Source organism: Methyloversatilis sp., assembly GCF_030696805.1.
Lineage (GTDB): Bacteria > Pseudomonadota > Gammaproteobacteria > Burkholderiales > Rhodocyclaceae > Methyloversatilis.
In genome coordinates this window covers 1-22,182 of the sequence record NZ_JAUYRO010000093.1, presented here as the reverse complement: position 1 = coordinate 22,182, position 22,182 = coordinate 1, and the positions used below count along the sequence as shown (strand labels likewise).

Annotated in this window: 18 protein-coding genes and 2 riboswitches; of the genes, 14 read left to right on the top strand and 4 right to left on the bottom strand. The window is 64.8% G+C overall.

The genetic code is table 11. The features are described 5' to 3' along the window. The first annotated feature begins 133 nt into the window (after positions 1–133). The 5 genes from accC to Q8R75_RS14990 are packed head-to-tail and all read left to right on the top strand — an operon-like array spanning position 134 to position 4,807. On the top strand, positions 134–1,495 hold the full coding sequence (accC, locus tag Q8R75_RS15010; RefSeq protein ID WP_305613423.1) for an acetyl-CoA carboxylase biotin carboxylase subunit: 1,362 nt from the start codon (positions 134–136) through the stop codon (positions 1,493–1,495). Next, complete coding sequence (gene prmA, locus Q8R75_RS15005; protein ID WP_305613424.1) at positions 1,492–2,418, top strand: 50S ribosomal protein L11 methyltransferase; 927 nt, start codon at positions 1,492–1,494, stop codon at positions 2,416–2,418. Before accC ends, prmA begins: the two co-directional genes overlap by 4 nt. Then, on the top strand, positions 2,418–3,848 hold the full coding sequence (locus Q8R75_RS15000; protein WP_305613425.1) for a DUF3426 domain-containing protein: 1,431 nt from the start codon (positions 2,418–2,420) through the stop codon (positions 3,846–3,848). Before prmA ends, Q8R75_RS15000 begins: the two co-directional genes overlap by 1 nt. Positions 3,849–3,896: 48 nt before the next feature. Then, positions 3,897–4,400, top strand: coding sequence for a thiol peroxidase (gene tpx, locus Q8R75_RS14995; protein ID WP_305613426.1), 504 nt, complete (start codon positions 3,897–3,899; stop codon positions 4,398–4,400). A gap of 29 nt (positions 4,401–4,429) precedes the next feature. Further along, entirely contained in the window at positions 4,430–4,807 is a 378-nt protein-coding gene (locus Q8R75_RS14990) for a diacylglycerol kinase (protein ID WP_305613427.1), read from the top strand. Between the two features lie 44 nt (positions 4,808–4,851). On the opposite strand, the gene Q8R75_RS14985 is transcribed toward Q8R75_RS14990, so the two are convergent. Further along, a complete protein-coding gene (locus Q8R75_RS14985) occupies positions 4,852–5,985 on the bottom strand; it encodes a PilT/PilU family type 4a pilus ATPase (protein ID WP_305663783.1) in 1,134 nt (377 codons plus the stop codon). An 80-nt stretch (positions 5,986–6,065) separates the two neighbouring features. Then, positions 6,066–7,109: a type IV pilus twitching motility protein PilT gene (locus Q8R75_RS14980; protein WP_305663782.1), complete on the bottom strand. Its 1,044-nt coding sequence runs from the start codon at positions 7,107–7,109 to the stop codon at positions 6,066–6,068. Between the two features lie 85 nt (positions 7,110–7,194). Here Q8R75_RS14980 and Q8R75_RS14975 point away from each other — a divergent pair, with 85 nt between their 5' ends. The 7 genes from Q8R75_RS14975 to Q8R75_RS14945 all read left to right on the top strand — a co-directional run bounded on the left by Q8R75_RS14975 (position 7,195) and on the right by Q8R75_RS14945 (position 16,134). Next, positions 7,195–7,884: a YggS family pyridoxal phosphate-dependent enzyme gene (locus Q8R75_RS14975; RefSeq protein WP_305613430.1), complete on the top strand. Its 690-nt coding sequence runs from the start codon at positions 7,195–7,197 to the stop codon at positions 7,882–7,884. 141 nt (positions 7,885–8,025) lie between these two features. Next, positions 8,026–12,192 (top strand): PAS domain S-box protein, encoded by a 4,167-nt coding sequence (locus Q8R75_RS14970; protein WP_305613431.1) that lies wholly within the window; start codon positions 8,026–8,028, stop codon positions 12,190–12,192. A 28-nt stretch (positions 12,193–12,220) separates the two neighbouring features. Next, positions 12,221–13,405: an EAL domain-containing response regulator gene (locus tag Q8R75_RS14965; RefSeq protein WP_305613432.1), complete on the top strand. Its 1,185-nt coding sequence runs from the start codon at positions 12,221–12,223 to the stop codon at positions 13,403–13,405. Positions 13,406–13,515: 110 nt separating this feature from the next. Then, positions 13,516–14,124, top strand: a complete 609-nt coding sequence (locus Q8R75_RS14960) for a hypothetical protein (protein WP_305627328.1) — start codon at positions 13,516–13,518, stop codon at positions 14,122–14,124. A gap of 222 nt (positions 14,125–14,346) precedes the next feature. Then, positions 14,347–15,165: a prolipoprotein diacylglyceryl transferase gene (gene lgt, locus Q8R75_RS14955; RefSeq protein ID WP_305613434.1), complete on the top strand. Its 819-nt coding sequence runs from the start codon at positions 14,347–14,349 to the stop codon at positions 15,163–15,165. Then, positions 15,162–15,623: a VOC family protein gene (locus tag Q8R75_RS14950; RefSeq protein ID WP_305613435.1), complete on the top strand. Its 462-nt coding sequence runs from the start codon at positions 15,162–15,164 to the stop codon at positions 15,621–15,623. The genes lgt and Q8R75_RS14950 overlap by 4 nt, the downstream gene beginning before the upstream one ends. 136 nt (positions 15,624–15,759) lie before the next feature. Beyond that, positions 15,760–16,134, top strand: a complete 375-nt coding sequence (locus Q8R75_RS14945; protein ID WP_305613436.1) for a hypothetical protein — start codon at positions 15,760–15,762, stop codon at positions 16,132–16,134. Positions 16,135–16,175: 41 nt separating this feature from the next. On the opposite strand, the gene Q8R75_RS14940 is transcribed toward Q8R75_RS14945, so the two are convergent. Continuing rightward, entirely contained in the window at positions 16,176–17,717 is a 1,542-nt protein-coding gene (locus Q8R75_RS14940) for a C13 family peptidase (RefSeq protein ID WP_305613437.1), read from the bottom strand. Between the two features lie 139 nt (positions 17,718–17,856). After that, positions 17,857–17,955, top strand: a riboswitch (S-adenosyl-L-homocysteine riboswitch). A 70-nt stretch (positions 17,956–18,025) separates the two neighbouring features. On the opposite strand from Q8R75_RS14940, the gene ahcY reads away from it, so the two are divergent. Continuing rightward, positions 18,026–19,435, top strand: coding sequence for an adenosylhomocysteinase (gene ahcY, locus Q8R75_RS14935; RefSeq protein WP_305627325.1), 1,410 nt, complete (start codon positions 18,026–18,028; stop codon positions 19,433–19,435). Positions 19,436–19,648: 213 nt separating this feature from the next. On the opposite strand, the gene Q8R75_RS14930 is transcribed toward ahcY, so the two are convergent. Beyond that, the gene (locus Q8R75_RS14930) at positions 19,649–21,181 is read right to left on the bottom strand and encodes a carbonic anhydrase family protein (RefSeq protein WP_305613439.1); all 1,533 of its coding nucleotides are present in this window, start codon (positions 21,179–21,181) and stop codon (positions 19,649–19,651) included. Between the two features lie 116 nt (positions 21,182–21,297). Continuing rightward, positions 21,298–21,399: riboswitch (TPP riboswitch) on the top strand. Between the two features lie 38 nt (positions 21,400–21,437). Here Q8R75_RS14930 and Q8R75_RS14925 point away from each other — a divergent pair. Then, positions 21,438–22,182, top strand: a 745-nt coding sequence (locus tag Q8R75_RS14925) for a phosphomethylpyrimidine synthase ThiC (RefSeq protein WP_305663781.1), incomplete at its 3' end; no start/stop codon positions are given.

Genomic DNA, 22,182 nt, shown 5'->3' with positions numbered 1-22,182 from the left:
GGACCCGAAACGATGTTTGAAAAGATACTGATCGCGAACCGCGGTGACCAGCTGCCTTCAGGCAGCACAGCGACGAAGTCAAAGCGCACGACGGCCGCAGGCCGTCAGGGCGATTTCGCCGCGGAGGTGACGCATGTTTGAAAAGATACTGATCGCGAACCGCGGTGAAATCGCCCTGCGCATTCTGCGTGCCTGCCGCGAGCTGGGCATACGCACGGTGGCAGTGCATTCCGAAGCCGATACCGAAGCGAAATACGTCAAGCTGGCCGATGAGTCGGTGTGCATCGGTCCGGCGCCATCCAGCCAGTCCTACCTGAACATTCCGGCCATCATTTCGGCGGCCGAGGTGACCGATTCGGAAGCGATTCACCCGGGCTACGGATTCCTGTCCGAGAACGCCGACTTTGCCGAGCGGGTCGAGCGCAGTGGTTTTGTGTTCATCGGCCCTCGTCCTGAAACAATCATGCTGATGGGCGACAAGGTGTCGGCCAAGGACGCAATGAAGGAAGCAGGCGTGCCGGTGGTACCGGGGTCCGAGGGCGCCCTCGGCGAAGACCCGAAGGAAATCATCCGCATCGCGCGGGGGATAGGCTACCCGGTAATCATCAAGGCGGCCGGCGGCGGCGGCGGGCGCGGCATGCGCACGGTGCATACGGAGGCCGCACTGCTCAATGCGGTGCAGATGACGCGGACCGAAGCGGGCGCTGCGTTCAACAACCCCTCCGTGTACATGGAGAAGTTTCTCGAAAACCCGCGTCACATCGAAATCCAGGTGCTCGCCGACGCCCACCGCAACGCGGTCTATCTGGGCGAGCGTGACTGCTCGATGCAGCGGCGGCACCAGAAAATCATCGAAGAAGCACCGGCACCGGGCATTCCGGCCCGCATCATCGCGCGCGTCGGCGAGCGCTGTGCCGAAGCCTGCCGGCGCATCAACTATCGCGGTGCCGGCACGTTCGAGTTCCTTTACGAAAACGGCGAGTTCTATTTCATCGAAATGAACACCCGCATCCAGGTGGAACACCCGGTGACAGAACTGATCACCGGCATCGATCTGGTGCAGGAACAGATCCGCGTGGCGGCCGGCGAAAAACTGCGCTTCAAGCAGCGCGACATCAAGCTGACCGGCCATGCGCTGGAATGTCGAATCAACGCCGAAGACCCGTACAAGTTCACGCCCAGTCCGGGCAAGATCACCGGTTACCACCCGCCGGGCGGCCCCGGTGTGCGCGTCGACTCGCACGTCTATCAGGGCTATACCGTGCCGCCCTATTACGACTCGATGATCGGCAAGGTGATCACCTACGGCGATACACGCGACCAGGCGATCCGCCGCATGAGCATTGCCCTGTCGGAAATGATTGTCAGTGGCATCAAGACCAACATCCCGCTGCACCAGGAGTTGATGCAGGACGCGCGCTTCGTCGATGGTGGCACCAGCATCCACTACCTTGAACAGAAGCTGGCGGATCAGGTCCTCGCCAAAGCCAAATGAGCGCCGACGAACAGCCCGTGGGTGCGGCAGGCGGCTGGATCACCGTCACGCTGCTGGCTGATTCGCTTCACGCAGAAGCGCTGTCGGACGCGCTGCTCGATGCCGGCGCGCTGTCGGTCGACATCGAAGACGCCGATGCCGGCACGCCGGACGAGAAGCCCCAGTTCGGCGAGCCCGGGCTTCCGGTGGCGGTCGAGTTGTGGCCGCATTCACGCCTGCATGCGCTGTTCGAACGCGACGCCGATCTCGCCTCCGCCATGGCCGAAGCCGCCGAAGTGGCCGGCCTGACCGCGCCGCCGCCCTACACGACCTCGCAACTCGACGAGCAGAACTGGGTGCGCATCACGCAGGCCCAGTTCGACCCCATCCGCGTGTCGGACCGACTGTGGATCGTGCCCTCCTGGCACGCCCAGCCCGACCCGGCGGCGATCAACATCACGCTCGATCCGGGCATGGCCTTCGGCACCGGTTCGCACCCGACCACCCGTCTATGTCTCGAGTGGCTGGACCGCGAAATCAGCGGCGGCGAGACCGTCATCGACTACGGATGCGGTTCGGGCATTCTGGCGCTGGCGGCCTCCCGTCTCGGCGCGGTACGGGTCAGCGGCACCGACATCGACCCGCACGCTCTGGACGCCGCCCGCTACAACGCCGAGCGCAACGGCGCCACACTCGATCTGCTGCATTCGCGCGAAACCATCGACCATCAGGCCGACATCGTGGTGGCCAACATCCTCGCCAATCCGCTGACCGTGCTGGCGCCGCTGTTATGCGGCCTGACGCGCGGTGGCGGGCGCATTGCGCTATCCGGCATCCTGTCGGCCCAGACCGGCATGGTGTGCGACGCCTATCGCCCAGCCTTCGAACTGGAGGTTGCCGGCGAACGGGACGGCTGGGTGCTGCTCACCGGGACACGCCTCTGATGCTGTCCCGCTGCCCGGCCTGCGCCACCGTCTTCCGCGTCGATACGGTGCAGATCCGGGCACGCGAGGGCCGGGTGCGCTGTGGCCGCTGCCATGCAGTCTTCGATGCGCTGGACGCGATGGTCGACATCGCCGCCCTGCGCGCGGCCGGTCCGGTCGCCGTCGGCACCGCGTCCGTTGCCGCACCGATGTCGCCGGCGTTGGCCACATTTGTTGCGGACACGGTCGATCCGGTCAGCGACGCGCCGGACACCGACCTTTCCCGCATCTTCGCTGCCGCACCGACCGGCGATCCTCACCGCCCGCCTGCCCTACCCGAAGACAGCCATGCCACGCTGAATGTGGTCGATGCGCCCGACGTCCGGGTGAGCAGCGAAGCGTCTGCCGTCACGACCGACCTGCTGACCGGGCCGGCTGACCTGACGGAGCCCGCCGGCCAGCCGACACCCGAGCCGGGCGGCAGCATGGACACGCTGGTCGCGCGCACCACGGACTACTGGGGTATGCCCTCGCTGTCCGAACCGTCGCCCGCGTCATCGCCCGAACCGGCTGCCCCGCACGAACTCGACCCGGACGTCACCCAGCCGCTCGACATTCTGGAACCGGACGCCGCCGCCGAGCCCCGATTCGAGCCTGCGCATGAATCAGCCATCACTGCCGAGTCAACGGATGCGTCGCGAGCGCAATGGTCACAGGCAGAAGACGCGCCGGTCGCGGCAACCGCTGATGGCCGTGCAGAACCCTCCGTCCGCTCACCGGACGACGCCATTGAGGGCACTGCCCCCGAACCCGGCATCAGCGGCTACACGCCGGACAAGGGGCCTGTCCCTGAACCTGCGCCCGCGCGCGACCCGTTGCTGGATCCGCCGCCGGCGCTTGAACCGGTGCGCGACCCGGCCGTGCAGCGCATCCGGCGCGAGCTGTATGGAGACGAAGAACCCGCGGCGCGCAGCGGGCTTCGGACCATGCTCTGGATCGCCGGCTGCGTGGTGCTCGTGCTGATTGCGACCGGCCAGCTGGCCTACCACTTCCGCACCGAAATCGCAGTGGCCCAGCCGGCGCTCAAACCCCTGTTCGAGCAGGCCTGCGCACGCATCGGCTGCAGCGTGCCGGCGCCGCGCGAACCGGACAAGGTGAGCATCGAAGCGTCGGAACTGACGCCGGAACCGGGGCGCGAGCCGCTGCTGCGCTTGTCGGCGCTGCTGCGCAATACCGCTGCATTCGAGCAGGAATGGCCGCATCTGGAATTGACGCTGACCGATACCGGCGACCGTGCCGTCGTGCGGCGCGTGCTCACGCCGTCGGAATTCCTGCCCCCGGACGCCCGCGCAAAGGGTTTCGCGCCAGCTTCGGAACAGATGATCGGCGTGCTGGTCGACCCGGCGGAATCCGGCGCCAGTGGCTACCGCCTGTACGCGTTCTATCCCTGATCCGGCGTGCCCGCGCCGGACCTTCAATCCGCCACCGAGGATACTTCGATGACCCAGACCGTATTGCTGGCCGGCACGCCCATCCATCTCGCCGGTCACTTTCCCGCGCCGGGATCGCGGGCGCCCTCGTTCTCGCTGGTCGGTACCGATCTGGCCGACGTTGCGCTGGCCAGCTTCGGCAGCCAGCGCAAGGTGCTCAACATCGTGCCCAGCCTCGATACGCCAGTCTGTCAGGCATCGACACGCCGCTTCAATGAGGAGGCCGGCAAGATGAACAACACCGTTGTGCTGGTCATTTCGGCCGATCTGCCCTTCGCGATGAAGCGCTTCTGCGAAACCGAAGGCCTGTCGAATGTGGTGTCGTTGTCCACGTTGCGCGGTCGAGAATTCATGGCGAACTACGGTGTGGAGATACTCGACGGACCGCTGGCCGGGTTGGCTGCCCGCGCCGTCATCGTGCTCGACCCGAACAACGGGGTGCTGCATGCCGAGCTGGTGCCGGAGATCAAGCAGGAACCCGACTACGACGCCGCACTGGCCGCGCTGAGGTAGGCGGACACCCAACAACCCGGTCAGCGCAGATGGAAGAAAGTCCGTTCAAGGGCAAGACCGGCCTGCGCCGGCTGCTCAACGCCACCCGCTACTCCGCCGAAGGGCTGGGTGCAGCGTTCCGCCACGAAGACGCCTTCCGCCAGGAGGTGATCGCCGCCATCGTGCTGATTCCGCTGGCGATCTGGCTGGGCAATACCGGCATTGAGCGCTCGCTGATGGCTTTTGCGGTGCTGCTGGTGCTGATCGTGGAACTTCTGAATTCGGCGATCGAAGCGACCGTCGATCGTATTTCGCTCGAAAACCACCGCTTGGCCAAGCGCGCCAAGGACATCGGCTCGGCGGCAGTCATGCTGGCACTGCTGAATCTGGGTCTGGTGTGGGGGCTGATACTGGTGCAGCGGATCTGAGTCCCACCGGTCCGGCGTGATTCAACGCATCGACGCACGCCGGCTCAGACCAGATCCAGCCCCGACGTCACGTTCAGGTTGCGGTCCTGCGCTTCCTTGCTGTTGAGCTTGATCTGCAGCCGCAGGTCGTTGACCGAATCGGCGTTGCGCAGCGCGTCTTCGTAATTGATGCGACCGGCTTCGTACAGGTCGAACAGCGCCTGGTCGAAGGTCTGCATGCCGATCTCGCGCGAGCGCTTCATGACGTCCTTGATCTCGCCCACATTGCCCTTGAAGATGTGATCGGCGATCAACGGTGAATTGAGCATCACCTCGATGGCCGCCGCGCGACCCTTGCCTTCCTTCATCGGCACCAGACGCTGTGAAATCATCGCGCGCAGGTTCAGCGACAGGTCCATCAGCAACTGTTCGCGCTTGTTCTCGGGGAAGAAATTGATGATGCGGTCGATCGCCTGGTTGGCGCTGTTGGCGTGCAACGTAGCCAGACAGAGGTGGCCGGTTTCGGCGAACTGGATGGCGTGTTCCATCGTTTCCCGGTCGCGGATTTCACCCATCAGGATGACGTCCGGCGCCTGACGCAGCGTGTTCTTCAGCGCGATCTCCCAGTCGGCGGTGTCCAGACCGATTTCGCGCTGCGTCACGACACAGTTCTTGTGTTCGTGCACGTACTCGATCGGGTCTTCGATCGTGATGATGTGGCCGTAGCTGTTGGTGTTGCGCCAGTCGACCAGCGCGGCCAGCGAGGTGGTCTTGCCGGTGCCGGTGCCGCCGACGAATATGGTCAGCCCGCGCTTGGCCATCGCCACGTCCTTCAGCACCGTCGGCAGGCCCAGTTCGTCGAGCGTCGGTATCCTGGCGTTGATGGTGCGCAGCACGCAGCCGATCCTGCCCTGCTGCACGAAGGCATTGACGCGGAAGCGGCCAATGCCGGCCGGCGAGATCGCGAAATTGCATTCCTTCGTCGATTCGAATTCGGCCGCCTGCCGGTCATTCATGATGGCGCGCGCCAGTTCGGCCGTGTGCTGCGGCGTCAGCGACTGGTTGGACTGCGGAACGATGCGTCCGTCCACCTTGATGGCGGGCGGAAAGCCGGCCGTCACAAACAGGTCCGACCCGCGTTTGGTCGCCATCAGACGCAGCAGGTCGTACATGAATTTCAGTGCCTGATCTCGTTCCATCTACGCTCTCCGCTGCAATTGACGCAATTGATGCTGCCGACGTGTCCAGTGTAGCCGGCTGCACGTCCGGTCGACGCCGGTCAGCCGGCGAAGGCGTCCTTGTTCTGTGCGCGGGTGCGCGCTTCGGCGTTCGATATGACATTGCGGCGCACCAGATCGGTCAGGTTCTGGTCCAGCGTCTGCATGCCCACGTTGTGACCGGTCTGGATCGCCGAATACATCTGCGCGATCTTGTTTTCGCGGATCAGGTTGCGGATGGCCGGCGTGCCGATCATGATTTCGTGTGCCGCAACGCGGCTGGCACCATCCTTGGTCTTCAGGAGCGTCTGCGAAATGACGGCGCGCAGCGACTCCGAAAGCATGGCCCTCACCATTTCCTTCTCTTCGGCCGGAAAGACGTCAACGATGCGGTCGATCGTCTTGGCGGCACTCGAGGTGTGCAAGGTGCCGAACACCAGGTGACCGGTTTCGGCGGCGGTCAGCGCCAGCCGGATGGTTTCCAGATCGCGCATTTCGCCCACCAGGATCACGTCCGGGTCTTCGCGCAGCGCCGAGCGCAGCGCGTTGGCAAAACTGAGCGTATGCGGCCCGACTTCGCGCTGGTTGATCAGGCAGCGTTTCGATTCATGCACGAATTCGATCGGGTCTTCCACCGTGAGGATGTGGCCGTAATCGCTTTCGTTTACGTAATCGACCATGGCCGCCAGCGTCGTGGACTTGCCGGAGCCGGTCGGTCCGGTCACCAGCACGATGCCTCGCGGCGTATTGGCGATCTCCTTGAAAATCTTCGGCGCGTTCAGTTCTTCCAGCGTCAGCACCTTGGACGTAATGGTCCGGAACACGGCGCCGGCACCACGGTTCTGCACGAAAGCATTGACCCGGAAGCGCGCCAGATTGGGCACCGCGAACGAGAAGTCACACTCAAGATGCTCTTCATACACCTTGCGCTGGGTGTCGTTCATGATGTCGTAGATCATGCCGTGCACATCCTTGTGCTCCATCGGCGGCAGATTGATGCGTCGCACGTCGCCATGCACGCGGATCATCGGTGGCAGGCCGGCCGACAGGTGCAGGTCGGACGCCTTGTTCTTGACGGAAAACGCGAGCAGTTCGGTGATGTCCATGCGTAACCTCGGGGCTGTTGCAACGCGCCGGACAGCACGAACAATGCTTCCCGGCCAGAGATAAATCGATGAAATTCAGGGCATTATGATGAACATTTCAGACAACCTGCAAGCAGTTCGGCACCGCATCGCGGCAGCGGCTCACGCTTGCGGTCGCGATCCGGCGAGCATTTCGCTGCTCGCCGTCAGCAAGACCAAACCCGATGCGGACATCCTCACCGCAGCGGCGGCCGGTCAGCGGGCTTTCGGTGAAAACTACGTGCAGGAAGGCTGCGACAAGGCGGAACGTCTTGCCGCCTCGGGCCATGCGTTCGACTGGCACTTCATCGGGCCGATCCAGAGCAACAAGACGCGGCCGGTGGCGACCTGGTTTGACTGGGTGCATGCCATCGATCGCGAGAAGATCGCGCAGCGCCTGTCCGAACAGCGACCGCCCGACAAACCGCCACTTTGCATATGTATACAGGTGAACGTGAGTGGCGAGGCGTCGAAAAGCGGCGTCGCCCCGGCCGACGTGGCCGCGCTCGCCGACGCGGTGGCGCGTCTTCCCCGACTGACACTGCGCGGCCTGATGGCCATTCCCGAACCGACCGACGATGTCGTTCTCCAGCGTCAACGTTTTGGCCATTTACGGCAGGTGCTCGAAGAACTGAACGCTGCCGGACATGATCTAGACACGCTGTCGATGGGCATGTCACAGGATCTGGAATCGGCGATCGCCGAGGGCGCAACCATCGTGCGCGTCGGCAGCGCACTGTTCGGCGCACGCACGTGACCGCCTGACGATGGCAGTTGGAAGCGCGCAGCCAGATCACGATGCTTGTGTCCCGATTCGAGGTAGATTCGGGATGACCACGGGGCGCGTTCCGGTCATTCAGGGGCGCGGGATCTGCCGACATTCATTCACGGGAGCGTCATGAGCCAGACCGATCACGCCGAGCGCTGCCGGCTTGAAGCACTGAGCGCCTGCGCAGTGCTCGACACCCCTCCCGATGTGCAGATCGATCGCCTGACACGCCTGGCAGCCCAGGTGTGTGGCACGCCGATCGCATTCACGAGTTTCATCGACGCATCCCGCCAGTGGTTCAAATCGTCCGTGGGTCTTGCCGGACTGCGTGAGTTCCCGCGCGAACCTTCCTTCTGCGAGCGCACGATAGCCACCGGCAGTCCGTTCATGATTGCCGACATCGATCAGTCGGCCGGTTGTTCAGATCACCCTCTGGTGCGCGGCGAGCCGCATGTCCGCATGTACGCCGGTGTGCCGCTGCGCACCCTGACCGGCTTTGCGGTCGGCAGCCTGGCCGTCCTGGACATCCGGTCGCACGCGCTCTCGCCTGACCAACTCGATGCGCTGGACACCCTCGCTGCGCAGATCATGGCGCACATAGAGCTGGAGCAGCGGCGCGAACAGGTCGAGGCGCAGCGACTGCGCCTTGCCGACCAGCTTCAGGCGACGCAGCGGATGGCCGGAATCGGCACCTGGGAGTTCGACGTTGCGACGCAGCAGCTGAGCTGTTCGGACGAGGTGTATGCCATCCATGAAGTGCCGCGCGACACCCGGTTCACGGTCGACCAGGCGCTCGATTTCTATGCGCCGGAGTGGCGCACCCACATCACGGATGCCTTTGATGCCTGCCTCACGCTGGGTCGGCCCTTCGACGAGGAACTGCAGATCATCACCGCCCGGGGGCAGCGGGTGTGGGTGCGTTCCATCGGGCGTGCCGGCCTTGACCGACAGGGGCGAGTGGTTCAGGTGCACGGCGCATTCCAGGATATTTCGGCGCGCAAGCGTGCTACCGAAGAAACGCGGCAGCTGGCCAACCGCCTGTCGGCCACGCTGGAAAGCATGACGGACGGCGTGTTCGCGCTCGACGAGAACTGGTGTTTCACCTACATGAACCGCGAAGCCGGACGCCTGTTGACGCGCGACACGAACGCCGTCGTCGGCAAGCGGCTGTGGGACGAGTTTCCCGGCAGCGAAATTTCGGAGATAGGCGACGCCTACCGACGAGCCATCGCGCACAACGTAACGGTGGAATTCGACAGCTTCTACGCGCCAATGGGCATCTGGTTCGAAGTCCATGCCTATCCGTCGGACGACGGCCTGACGGTCTATTTCCGCGACATCACCCAGCGCAAGCAGCTCGAACAGGAACGCGAGCACGAACGTGAGTTTCTCGATGCGCTGCTCGATAGCCTGTCGGAAGGCATCGTGGCCTGCGACGAGCACGGCACGCTATCGGTGTTCACCCGCGTGACCCGCGATCTGCACGGCCTGCCGGAGGAGCCGCTGCCACCGGACGAATGGGGCGCGCGCTACAACCTGTTTGCCGCCGATGGCGTGACACCGCTTGCCACGGCCGACATTCCGCTGTTCCGCGCACTGCGTGGTGAAATCGTCAAGGACACGGCCATGGTGATCGCACCAACCGGTTGCCCGCCACGACTGGTTCAGTGCAACGGGCAGGCCATCACAACGGTGTCCGGGCGAAAACTGGGAGCCGTGGTGGCGATGCGCGACATCACGGAACGCGATCGTTCCGAGCGGCTGCTGATGCAGCGCACGCGTGCCTTGCATCTGCGCAGCCGCTGCAGCGAGGCACTGATCCGCATCCGGAACGAGCAGGAACTGCTGCACGAAATCTGCAGCATCGCGGTCGACGTCGGCGGCTACAGGATGGCCTGGGTCGGCTACGCGATGGATACCCCGGAAAAACCGATCGCCGTGCAGTGCCACGCTGGCTGGACAGATGGCTACCTGAACAGCATCAATCTGTCGTGGGACGAAAGCCGTACCGATGGAAAGGGGCCGGCGGGTCGCGTGATTCGCGGCGGCGAAGCTATCGTCAGCAATGACCTAGGCGGTGACGAAAGCTTCCGCACGTGGTCTGCCGCGGCGGCAGCGCGCGGCTACAAGGGCGGCGTATGGCTGCCGCTGAAGAACGCGCGGCGGACGTTCGGCGTACTTGCCCTATACGCCGACGAAGTCAGGCCGATAGCCGAAGAAGAACGGGTCCTGCTGCAGGGGCTGGCCAACGACCTCGCATTCGGCATCGGCAGCATCCGCGTGCAGGACGACCGTCGTCGCCTGCAGTCGGCCGTGCTGAAAGTCGCCGCCGCCGTGTCAGCCAGTTCCGGCAACGAGTTCTTCGAACAGCTCGTTCGCAACATGACCGAAGCGCTCGACGCCGACGCGGGTTTCATGGCAGTGCTGCAGCCGGGTGATCCGCCGACGGTAAGCATCATCGCCGGCGTGCGTGACGGCGAAGCCATGCCGGTGGCCGAATACGACATCCGCCAGACACCTTGCGAAGCCTTGCTGCACGACGAACAGTCGGTGATACGCAGCGGTGTCTCGGCGCTTTCTGGCATGTCCGGCTCGCTGATCGATCCCGGCGTGGAGGCCAGTGTCGGACGTCAGCTGGTCGATTGCGAAGGCAGGGTGACCGGCTGTCTGTTCGTGCTGTTCCATCGCAGGCTCGACGACGCCGATTTCGTGACCTCGACGCTGCGGATCTTTTCGACACGGGCCGCGGCGGAGCTGGACCGGCAGCACGCCGACGCGCGCATCCGCGAGCAGGCCTCTCTGCTCGACAAAGCGCAGGACGCGATCATCGTGCGCAGCATCGATCACCGGGTGCTGTACTGGAACAAGAGCGCCGAACGCATATACGGCTGGCCGGCTGACGAAGCGATCGGGCAGCGGATCAGCGAGCTGTACTACCCGGACGACGCCGCATTCCGGATCGCGACGGAACAGGTCATCGCCACCGGCGAATGGACCGGCGAGATCAGGCAGCGACGCAAGGATGGCAGTTTGCTGACGGTCGAAGGCCACTGGACGCTGCTTACCGATGCCGATGGCAAGCCCAAGTCGGTACTGGCAATCAACACGGACATCACGCACCGCCTCGCCGTGGAAGCGCAGCTCGAGCAGGCGCAGCGGCTCGAAGCGGTCGGCCAGCTGACCGGAGGCGTGGCGCATGACTTCAACAACCTGCTGACTGTCATCCTGGGTAACGCTGAACTGCTGATGGAAAAGCTGGGCGACAACGATCGCCTGCGCTTGCTGGCAGAAATGACGCGTACGGCCGCCCAGCGCGGCGCCGACCTCACGCACCGTCTGCTCGCCTTTTCGCGCCGGCAGGCGCTGGAACCCAGATCGGTGGATACGTATGCCGTGCTGCTCGGCATGCACGACATGCTGCGCCGCACGCTGGGCGAAAACATCGAGATCGAATTCCGTCACGGGCCCGGCCTGTGGCGCGCGCTGGTCGATCCGTCACAACTGGAAGGCGCCGTGCTCAACCTGTGCATCAATGCGCGAGATGCCATGAAGGGTGGCGGGCGGCTGACGATGGAAACGACCAATGCCTGGCTCGACGATGCGCACGGCACTCCCTATCCGGACCTGTCGCCGGGGCAATACGTGCTGGTCGCCGTGTCGGACACCGGCACCGGCATACCACCCGAACACCTTGCTCGCGTGTTCGAGCCCTTCTTTACCACCAAGGAGAAGGGCAAGGGCACCGGACTGGGGCTGAGCATGGTATTCGGCTTCGTCAAGCAGTCGCGCGGCCACGTGAAGGTGTACTCCGAGGTCGGTCAGGGCACCACCGTCAAGATGTACCTGCCTCGCGCTGACCTGTCGGACGAATGGTCGGACAGCCGATCGCCCGATGCCTGTGCCGACAGTGACGCCCATCGCGGCCACGAAACGGTGCTTCTGGTCGAAGACGACGAGCTGGTGCGTCAGCACGCGAGCAACCTTCTGCTCGGCCTCGGCTACACGGTGATCAAGGCGACCAACGGACCGGATGCACTGCAGATCATTCGTGGCCGGGAACGCATCGACCTCTTGTTCACCGATGTCATCATGCCGGGCGGCATGAACGGCCCGCAGCTCGTCGAAGCAGCGCACCGTGTGCGACCGCACCTCAAGGTGCTGTACACCTCGGGCTACACCGAGAACGCAATCGTGCATCAGGGGCGGCTCGACAAGGGCGTGCATCTGCTGAACAAGCCCTACCGGCGAGCCGAACTGGCGCACAAAGTCAGGCTGGCACTGTCCGGCTCGAGATGAACATTCTTCTGTCCGAAAGCAACGCACCATGTTGAACGGCCGACTGCTGGTACTTGACGACGACCTCGCGGTCGCGCAGACGATTGCATGGATCGCCGAGGAAACCGGTCTGGAAACCCGGATCGCCTGCGAACCGGTGCAGTTCTTCCAGGAATGCGACCTGTGGCAGCCCACCCACATCGCGATCGATCTCGTGATGCCGGACATGGATGGCGTCGAAGTCATGCGCACGCTGGCCATCAACGGTTGCCGCGCACAGATCATCATCACCAGCGGCGTCGGCGGTCGCATTCTCGATGCCGCCAAGCGGTCGGCGACCGAACACGGCCTGAACGTGACCGGCATCGTGTCAAAACCCTTTTCGCCGGCGGCGCTGCGCAGCCTGCTCGCCATCGAGCCACCGACCGCAAAGGCATCGGGCGGCACCGCCGCCGGTGACGCGGCCTTCGCGCCCGATCATGCCGAACTGCGCCGGGCGCTCGACGCCTGCGAATTCGTGCTTGCCTACCAGCCCAAGATCGTCTGCGGAAACCACCAGCTCGCCGGCTTCGAGGCGCTGGTGCGCTGGCAGCACCCGCGGGCCGGGCTGATCATGCCCGACCGCTTCATCCCGCTGGCCGAAAGCAGCGGACTGATCGACCCGCTGACCGAACAAGTGTTCGAACAGGCGCTGGCGTGGTTTTCCGGCATCTGCACGGACACCCGATTGTCGCTGTCGGTCAATCTTTCGGCCCGCAGCCTGGTCGACTTCCAGCTGGCCGAATTCATTTCCGGCCTGTGCGCCACGCATAGCGTATCGCCCGGACAGCTGATCCTCGAACTGACCGAAACCAGTGCGATGGACGACCCGGTCACTTCGCTCGACCTGCTGACCCGGCTGCGCATGCGCGGCTTCCAGCTGTCGATCGATGACTTCGGCACCGGCTACTCATCGATGGTGCAGCTGGTCCGCCTGCCGTTCTCCGAAATGAAGGTTGATAAATCCTTCGTCATGAACGCCATGGCATCGCAGGAATCACGCACCGTCATCCGTTCCATCGTCGACCTCGGCCATAGCCTCGGCCTGCGACTCACGGCGGAGGGCGTCGAGGATCAGGGCGCGCTCGACTACCTGACGTCGATCGGCTGCGACCTCGCACAGGGCTATTTCATCGCCCGCCCGATGAGCGGTGACGCCGCCCGGCACTGGCAACCTGCGAGCAACCCGGCCTGAGCACTGCACCGGATAGATGAACCGGGCCACGAAAGCGCTTTGACATATGTAAAGCATCCACTATCGTCGCTCCCTGCTCGTCGAATCGCTCACCACCCATACCAGCGACTATGCACCGAAGCCATCATTCACCGACTCCGCTGCATGACCGCCACGTGCGCACGCTGGCGCTGATTGCCGCGATCGGTACGGTCGTGGGCGTGTGGCTGACCATCGAATGGCTGGCGCACGCCGACCGGCCGGATACCACCGCCACACAGCCGGCCGAAGTCGCACCGGCAGCACCGGCACCAGCCGCTTCGCCGCCGCGGGCGCATGCCCGCCCGGTACCGCAGATCGAACCGGATGTTCGCGGCGACGCGATCTACAAATGCACGGTGGCCGGCAGCACGGTGTATGCCGACGCCCCCTGCGGCGAGCAGGCCCGGACTGTCGCACTTCCTCCGCCCAGTGCCGGCCTGTCGCCAGACCGCAGCTACGCCGAACAGCTGGCGCGGGTGCGCGCGGAGCGTGCCCGGCATGCCGCGACGCATCCCGCGCCGAGCACAGACATCGCCCGCCGCCCGTCGTCCGACAACCGCTGTGCGTCGATCGACGAAACCGTGAAGGCCATCGACGCCGCCACACGACAACCGCACGACGTGCCGGCGGCGGAACACTTCCGTGCCCGGCGCAGGTCCCTGATGGACGAGCGTTTCACGCTTGGCTGCAATGGCTAGGGTCTATTCTCAATTGATTCGCACATCACGCGTGCAGCCAGTGCGTCGCGCGCCTTGTTCGCGACCAGCCCAAGGGCAACGTGACGCACGAATCAATTGAGAACAGACCCTGGGGCAGAATAGCCGCGCCGACAGCACAACGCCGTACATGACCGCGCCCTCACTGTCCAACGGGCTGACCGGCTAGACTGCGCGCTTTGTTGCACTCCCCAAACTCCCGACGTGCCCGCCTCCGACTTCCTGATACACCCCACGATTTCCCCGATCGCCTTCGAACTGGGCCCGCTGGCCGTACGCTGGTACGGGCTCATGTATCTGCTGGCCTTCGTCGGCTTCATGGTGCTGGGCCGGGTCCATGCGCGTCGGCTGGCCGCGCAGGGCGTGCCCACGCTCGACACGAAGCAGATCGATGATCTGCTGTTCTTCGGCGTGCTGGGCGTGGTGCTGGGCGGGCGGCTGGGCTATGTGCTGTTCTACAAGCCGGCGTACTACCTCGAGAACTGGCACGAAATTCCGGCCATCTGGTCCGGCGGCATGAGTTTCCACGGCGGCTTTCTCGGCGTGCTGATTGCGGCGGCGCTGTTTGCACGCCGCATGGACTGGCGTTTCTTCCAGCTGACCGATTTCATCGCGCCGTTGGTGCCACTCGGGCTGGCGGCCGGGCGCATGGGCAACTTCATCAACGCCGAACTGGTCGGGCGCGTGACCGACGCACCCTGGGCCATGATTTTTCCGACTGTCGATTTGCTGCCACGCCACCCGTCGCAGCTCTACCAGTTCGCCGGCGAGGGGCTGGCGCTGTTCGCGCTGCTGTGGTGGTTCGCACGCAAGCCGCGACCGATGGCGGCGGTCAGTGCCTTGTTCCTGATCGGCTACGGCGGTTTCCGTTTTCTGGCGGAATTCGGACGCGAGCCGGACGATTTCCTGGGCCTGCTGGCCGGCGGGCTGTCGATGGGCCAGTGGCTCAGCCTGCCGATGGTTGCCGCAGGCATCGTGATGATGATCGTGGCCTATCGCCGCACTGAAGGAGTGAATCCATGAACCGACCTTTCCGCATCCTCGGCCTGCAGCAGATCGCCATCGGCGGCCCGGACCGCATGAAGCTGCGGCATCTGTGGGTCGAGGTGTTCGGCCTCGGTCTCGAAGGCGACTTCACGTCGGAACGCGAAAATGTCGTGGAGGACATCGCCGTGCTCGGCGCCGGGCCGACCCGGGTCGAGGTGGATCTGATGCAGCCTCTCGACCCGTCGAAGAAGCCGCGCGTCGACGAACCGGCGCTGAACCACGTCGGTCTGTGGGTGGACGATCTGCCGAAGGCCGTCGAGTGGATGACGGCACAAGGCATGCGCTTCGCACCGGGCGGCATCCGTCGCGGCGCCGCCGGCTTCGACATCGTATTCATCCACCCGAAAGGCAATGAACAGTTTCCGCTGTGCGGCGAAGGCGTGCTGATCGAACTGGTACAGGCGCCACCCGAGGTGATCGCCGCGCTCGGTTGACGGCACGTCAATACGAAGGAACGAGGCTTGCCGCGTCGGCAAGCCTGCGGCACCATGAGTCTGCGGCGGCGCGACGCGCGACGCCCGGATCACCGCGTTACAGCGGTGACCTTCATAACGACGGAGACTGAAGACCATGAAAAAACTGCTCTGCCTGCTGTTCGGCGTTCTTGCGCTTGCCGCCTGTTCGCCGATGAAACCCACGCCGGCCGGGCAGTGGGACTATCAGGTCCTTGAAACGCCGGAAGGCGATGTGACCGGCACGCTGACGATCACCGGCCCGAACGCCGACCCCAAATCCTTTTCGGTGCTGATGAAGGCCAATGGCAGCGAACTGGCCATGGACCGCTTCACCTTCGACAGCGAAACCAGCAAGATCGATGGCGAGTTCATCTATTCGGGCATGAAGGTGAAGGTCGACGCCAAACAGCACGAAAGCGGCGACGAAATCACCGGCGCGATGTGGGTGTCCGGCCTCGATTTCCCGTTCAAGGCCACGCGCAAGAAGTAGCCTTCAGGCGGGGCCAGCCCTCGCCCCGAGCAGCTGCCGTCTCAACGCCGGTTCGCAGGTTCTGTGCACGTTTGTTGCGCCGGCTCTCCGTCGCAGAGCGGTCGCGAAGTTTCGGCGTCCGCGGCGCTCGCCGCCTGCGCAGGTGATGAACCCGGCGAGGTTTGCCATCCGGCGGCCAGATCGGCCAGCCGCGCCCTGATCGTCTCCCCCACGGCAATCTGCGGTTCCGACGGCTCAAGCCCCTCAGCCGCTTCGCGCGTGGCCACCGCGGTACGCGCGCGTTCGAAGGCGTCGGTGAATGAGGTGGTTTCGCGCAGCGCCTCGTCGAAGAAGGCGCGTCCGAAAAAGGTCCAGTCGGCCTCGTGCGAACAACCGTGCGAGCTGCGGTCGGCGCGGGCCGCGGCCATCACCAGTGTGTCGGGACCGGCCAGCGGCAGCACGAAGCCGCCCGAATAGCAGGCCGACACCAGGATGACGCGATTGCGGATGCCCGCCGCGTTGAGCAGTCCGGCCAGCCGCTGCGGCGTCAATTGTTCCAGCTCCCACGGCCAAAGGCTGAGATCGAACAGGTGATTTTCGGCGCCATGGGATGTCAGGAAGACGAACAGCACGTCTTCATCGTCATCCATGCGCTGCGCGATGATCTGCAGGCTGCGTTCAAGCGCGCTGACCGTGGCGAGCGGCCTGGTCAGCACGGTGCCCGGGTTGTTGGCCAGCACGACACTGCGCCCGCCGGTACCGAAACGTTCGGCAAACAGGCGCTCGACCTTTTCCACCTCGCGCAGGAACACGTCCTGCGCGCCGTGGCCGGCGACCGCCAGCAGGAACAGGTCGGTTTTGCCCGGCTGGCCGGGTTCGAGCCGCGCCAGCGCCTCGGTCAGCAGCGAGGGCTGCCGGTAAATCACGCTTTCACTGCGCGCCTGTTGCCAGCGTGCGGCTTCCGCCGGATCCTGCCGGGGTTCGGCAGCCAGCCAGAGCGGCGACTGCGGGCCGACTGCAAGCTGCGGCAGTACCAGCACCAGCAGCACTGCGCTAAGCACGCCGGCACGCCGGAATCCGGTTGCGCCCTGCAGCCGGCACAGCGTGACGGTCGATGCCACGATGCCCCAGGCCAGTGGCGCCCACCACAACCACTGCGCATTGTCACCGAGACGCTCCCAGAACGCGGCCGGCAGCAAGGCAACCAGATTCCACAACACGTCGATCCATATCCACAGCGCGGCCAGCACCACCACGGCCTGCATCAGCGCGTCGCTCCGGTGCTGTCGCCGGGTCACCAGCCAGGCACACAGCAGCAGCCAGGGCAGGTGAAACAGCTGACCAGGCAGCGCGCCGGGGTCGATACGTCCGTCGCTGCCGGTACGGGCCGCCTCGAAACCGACACTGGTGAGCAGCCCGGCGACTTCCAGCACCACCCATGCCAGCACGCCTGCGCTCACGGCGCCCGGAGCGCGAACCCGCAGCAGCAGACTGCCCAGCCCGGCGGCGAGGTTGCGCGCGAGGTCGCCGAGGACGTTACCGGCAGGCCTCGACGGCGCCATCGGTGTCAGGGCGCCGGAATTGTCGTGATTTTCGTGATTCATGCTCAAGTTGCGCCCGGTGATGCCGTAAATGCGGACGTGACGGGAACGTATTGCGGTTTCCGCCACTCTGTCGCGAGCGTTGCATCATTGACGCGGGCAGATGCCCGGGTTGATGAACAGTACGACGTTATAATCGAAAGCTTCCGAGGAGCGCTGCGAGGTGCCGCAAGGCCCCCAGGCTCGGACCCCGCCAGACCGTCGCCGGTCGCGGGCACATTTGTAACGGCGCTCACCTGAACCCGCAGTGCCGGAATCGTCCGGCGGCGGATGGCAGGTGAGCACACCTGCCCTTGCAAAGGAGCCCGTAGATGAATGCCCCCAATGATCTGAAGGATTACGTGATTGCCGACCCGTCGCTGGCCGACTGGGGACGCAAGGAAATCGCCATCGCCGAGACCGAAATGCCCGGTCTGATGGCGATCCGCGAAGAGTACGCGACGCAGCAGCCGCTGCGCGGCGCGCGCATCACCGGCAGCCTGCACATGACGATCCAGACCGCCGTGCTGATCCAGACGCTCGAAGCGCTGGGCGCCGAAGTGCGCTGGGCCTCGTGCAACATCTACTCGACGCAGGACCATGCCGCGGCAGCGATCGCCGCCGCCGGCACGCCGGTGTTCGCGGTCAAGGGCGAGTCGCTGGTCGATTACTGGGATTACACCCATCGCATCTTCGAATGGCCGGACGGCGGTTTCAGCAACATGATCCTCGACGACGGCGGCGATGCCACGCTGCTGCTGCACCTGGGCACCAAGGCGGAAACCGACCCGACCGCGCTGCACCACCCGGCGAGCGAAGAAGAAATCTGCCTGTTCAATTCGATAACCGAAACGCTCAAGCGTGACCCGAACTGGTATTCGAAGCGCCTGAAGCACATCAAGGGCGTGACCGAAGAAACCACCACCGGCGTGCATCGTCTGTACCAGATGCACAAGGAAGGCCGCCTGGCTTTCCCGGCCATCAACGTCAATGACTCGGTCACCAAGTCGAAGTTCGACAATCTGTATGGTTGCCGCGAGTCGCTGGTCGACGGCATCAAGCGCGCCACCGACGTGATGATCGCCGGCAAGGTCGCCGTCGTCGCCGGCTACGGCGATGTGGGCAAGGGATCGGCACAGGCGCTGCGCGCGCTGTCGGCACAGGTGTGGGTCACCGAGATCGACCCGATCTGCGCACTGCAGGCCGCGATGGAAGGCTACCGTGTCGTCACGATGGATTACGCGGTCGAACACGCCGACATTTTCGTGACCGCCACCGGCAACTTCCACGTCATCACGCATGAACACATGCTGAAGATGAAGGATCAGGCCATCGTCTGCAACATCGGCCATTTCGACAACGAAATCGACGTCGCCGCGCTCGAAAAGTACGAGTGGGACGAAATCAAGCCGCAGGTCGATCACGTCATCTTCCCGTCGGGCCGTCGCATCATCCTGCTGGCCAAGGGTCGTCTGGTGAATCTGGGTTGCGGCACGGGTCATCCGTCGTACGTGATGTCCAGTTCCTTCGCCAACCAGACCATCGCCCAGATCGAACTGTTCACCGAAACCGAGAAGTATCCGGTCGGCGTCTACGTGCTGCCCAAGCACCTCGACGAAAAGGTCGCGCGCCTGCAGCTGAAGAAGCTGAATGCGCAGCTGACCGAACTGAGCGATACGCAGGCACGCTACATCGGCGTGCATCGCGAAGGTCCGTACAAGCCGGATCACTACCGCTACTGATCGACAGCCGGCCGGGTCTCTCCCGGCCCGGATCGACCTGCAGAAGGATGGCCTCCATGACGGTTCCAGCGGACCCGTCATGGAGGCTTTTTCGTTTTCGACGAAGCCGACCGACTTGCAGGCAGCTCGGGCCGGATTCGATGCGTGGCCGCGGCGAGGCCTCAGGCGGCCCGCTCGCGCCGCACGCCAGGCAAACGGCTGCGCCGAGGGCCTCTACCGCGACTGCTTGATCAGTCTGGAATTCGCCGCCTGCACCGGCCGCGCGTTGTTCCTGTACAGATGGCCGAACACACCGATCTGTTCGGCCGACACGAGGTGCGGCTGCTTGAGCACGATCCAGGTCACGCCTTCCGAACACGGCGGCGTCGTCAGCGAACCCATGTAGGTGAAGTACTCGCGCTTTTCCGGCAGCAGCTTCGCCAGGTCGATGCTCACGTCCGGCGTCGATTCCACGTTTTTCTGCAGCGGCAGATAGGCCCAGAGCGTGTTGAAGATCGAGCTTTCGTCACCGCGATCGAGCAGCACCGCAACCACCGCCAGTTTGTTGTCCACATCGCGGTGCACGAGGTGGGCCACCATTTCATAGCTCTTGCCGTTGATGCGTTCTTCGGCCGGCTTGTGGAAATGGAACTGCACCAGGTCGTAGCGCTTGCCTGAGACCGTAAAGCTGCTGCCCTCTCCAACATTGACCTGCACCGTATGGCCGTTGTCGATGATCGTGAAGTAGCTCGTCTTGTAGTCGAAGCTGATCGGCGGCAGGTCGACCTTGATGCCTTCGCGGATGTCGATCGGCGACTGCGTGCGGCCTTCGCTGCACTGCGCCCATTCCGGCTTGAGCTTGCCCCAGTTCTGCGGTCCGAACTCGCCTTCGTAAGCCCAGTGGTTGTCGTCATGCGCGACCGGGCGCGGCGCCTCTTCAGCGGCCACCTTCACTTTCGACCTGGGCGCGACCTGTGCGGCCGGTGCCAGCGTGGCCATCTGAACCGGCTTCGGCTTTGGCCGGTACGGCGTCGGCAATGGAATTTCGCTGCGCATGACCGGCGGCGCAGGCTTTGCGGCCGGGGCGACCGGTTCGATCGACTTAACTGAGGCCGGCGTGTCCGCCGCCGCCAGTTTTTCCTTCAGACCGGCCGTGCTGGTCAGCTTCTCGCCGGTGTCGGCCTTCGGTGCTGCGGTTTTCGGTGCCGCCGCCATTTCGCTGCGCGCCTGTGCCGCAGCGTCCCGCAGGTCGGGCTTGATGCTGACCATTTCGGTCCGCTGGATGCCGCCCTGCCCCTCGGCCGCGTTCGCCGCCGTCTGTGCCGCGCGTCCGGCCTGCTCGGCGACCTGCCGCAGTTCTTCTGCACCGGGCGGCTGACAGACTTCGCGGAACAGCTTTTCGTCCAGCGTGCCGGGCAGCAGCGCGATGTCGCTGTCCGACCCGGCGCGTTCCTCGCGCAGTATCTTGTGGTTGGCATCCAGATAGACGCGCTTGATCGTGGCAAAGCGCAAGCTCTGGCAGTCGTAGCGGTTCAGCGCCTGCACCATCGCGTAGCCGGTTTTCTGGGCGTCGGCGTCGCTCAGCACCAGCCGTCCCCAGGCCACCTTCTTGCCGCTTTCTGCACGCAGTACGCTGTCACGGTCGATTTCGATGGTTTTGCCGCGGTCGGTCGACACGACGTGCCAGTCGGCCGCGTGGGCAGCGCCCAGCACGCTGCACAGCGCGGCGGCGATCAGGGAGGAGGTCAGAGCGGAATTCTTTCTCATGGCAGGTCTCGTGTCAGCCCTGTCCCGTTCGGGACGATGAGGGGTTTACGGCACGCGAGACCGGCCGCTTGAACCGCGCCGCTTGCGCTGGCGCAGCCGGCAGGGTACTTTCAGCCTGCACACGTTAGGGGTGCCGCCCGGCGCAGGCTGGCGGCTGAGACACACCCTCAACACCTGATCCGGATCATGCCGGCGTAGGGAAACGGGCAGCTCCACCTCCGGGCGCTGGCGTTCCCGTCGCCCCACAGGAGCTTCCATGAACGCCAAAGACCCGCTTTCCCACGACTCCCGCGATTCGCGCGACACCTTCCTCGCCGCGCAGGCGCACGTCGACTCGGCGGCCATCGCGCCGCTGCCCAATTCGCGCAAGGTCTACATCGAAGGGTCGCGCCCGGACATCCGCGTGCCCATGCGCGAGATTTCCCAGTCCGACACCCCCGCCTCCTTCGGCGCCGAGAAGAACCCGCCCGTCTATGTCTATGACTGCTCCGGCCCCTACTCGGACCCGGCCGCCGCCATCGACATCCGCTCCGGCCTGCCCGGCGTGCGCTCGGGCTGGATTGCCGAGCGCGGCGACACCGAACAGCTGTCCGGTCTTTCGTCCGCCTTCGGCACCGAACGTGCAATGGATGCGGCCACCGCCCACCTGCGCTTTCCCGGCCTGCACCGCGCACCGCGCCGTGCCATCGCCGGTGCGAACGTCAGCCAGATGCACTACGCCCGGCGTGGAATCATCACGCCCGAGATGGAGTACATCGCCATCCGCGAGAACCTGCAGCGGCGCGAATACATCGAGTCACTCAAGGCCTCCGGCCCGACGGGGGCGAAGATGGCCGCCCTGCTCGGGCGTCAGCACCCGGGTCAGAGCTTCGGCGCATCCATCCCCGCCGAAATCACGCCCGAGTTCGTGCGCGATGAAGTGGCCCGCGGGCGCGCCATCATCCCGGCCAACATCAATCACCCGGAGGCGGAGCCGATGATCATCGGCCGCAACTTCCTGG

Bases quoted from the DNA above. Each gene is read 5' to 3' on its own strand.
- accC (WP_305613423.1), top strand. From the start codon at position 134: ATGTTTGAAAAGATACTGATCGCGAACCGCGGTGAAATCGCCCTGCGC.
- prmA (WP_305613424.1), top strand. From the start codon at position 1,492: ATGAGCGCCGACGAACAGCCCGTGGGTGCGGCAGGCGGCTGGATCACC.
- Q8R75_RS15000 (WP_305613425.1), top strand. From the start codon at position 2,418: ATGCTGTCCCGCTGCCCGGCCTGCGCCACCGTCTTCCGCGTCGATACG.
- tpx (WP_305613426.1), top strand. From the start codon at position 3,897: ATGACCCAGACCGTATTGCTGGCCGGCACGCCCATCCATCTCGCCGGT.
- Q8R75_RS14990 (WP_305613427.1), top strand. From the start codon at position 4,430: ATGGAAGAAAGTCCGTTCAAGGGCAAGACCGGCCTGCGCCGGCTGCTC.
- Q8R75_RS14985 (WP_305663783.1), bottom strand. From the start codon at position 5,985: ATGGAACGAGATCAGGCACTGAAATTCATGTACGACCTGCTGCGTCTG.
- Q8R75_RS14980 (WP_305663782.1), bottom strand. From the start codon at position 7,109: ATGGACATCACCGAACTGCTCGCGTTTTCCGTCAAGAACAAGGCGTCC.
- Q8R75_RS14975 (WP_305613430.1), top strand. From the start codon at position 7,195: ATGATGAACATTTCAGACAACCTGCAAGCAGTTCGGCACCGCATCGCG.
- Q8R75_RS14970 (WP_305613431.1), top strand. From the start codon at position 8,026: ATGAGCCAGACCGATCACGCCGAGCGCTGCCGGCTTGAAGCACTGAGC.
- Q8R75_RS14965 (WP_305613432.1), top strand. From the start codon at position 12,221: ATGTTGAACGGCCGACTGCTGGTACTTGACGACGACCTCGCGGTCGCG.
- Q8R75_RS14960 (WP_305627328.1), top strand. From the start codon at position 13,516: ATGCACCGAAGCCATCATTCACCGACTCCGCTGCATGACCGCCACGTG.
- Q8R75_RS14950 (WP_305613435.1), top strand. From the start codon at position 15,162: ATGAACCGACCTTTCCGCATCCTCGGCCTGCAGCAGATCGCCATCGGC.
- Q8R75_RS14945 (WP_305613436.1), top strand. From the start codon at position 15,760: ATGAAAAAACTGCTCTGCCTGCTGTTCGGCGTTCTTGCGCTTGCCGCC.
- Q8R75_RS14940 (WP_305613437.1), bottom strand. From the start codon at position 17,717: ATGAATCACGAAAATCACGACAATTCCGGCGCCCTGACACCGATGGCG.
- ahcY (WP_305627325.1), top strand. From the start codon at position 18,026: ATGAATGCCCCCAATGATCTGAAGGATTACGTGATTGCCGACCCGTCG.
- Q8R75_RS14930 (WP_305613439.1), bottom strand. From the start codon at position 21,181: ATGAGAAAGAATTCCGCTCTGACCTCCTCCCTGATCGCCGCCGCGCTG.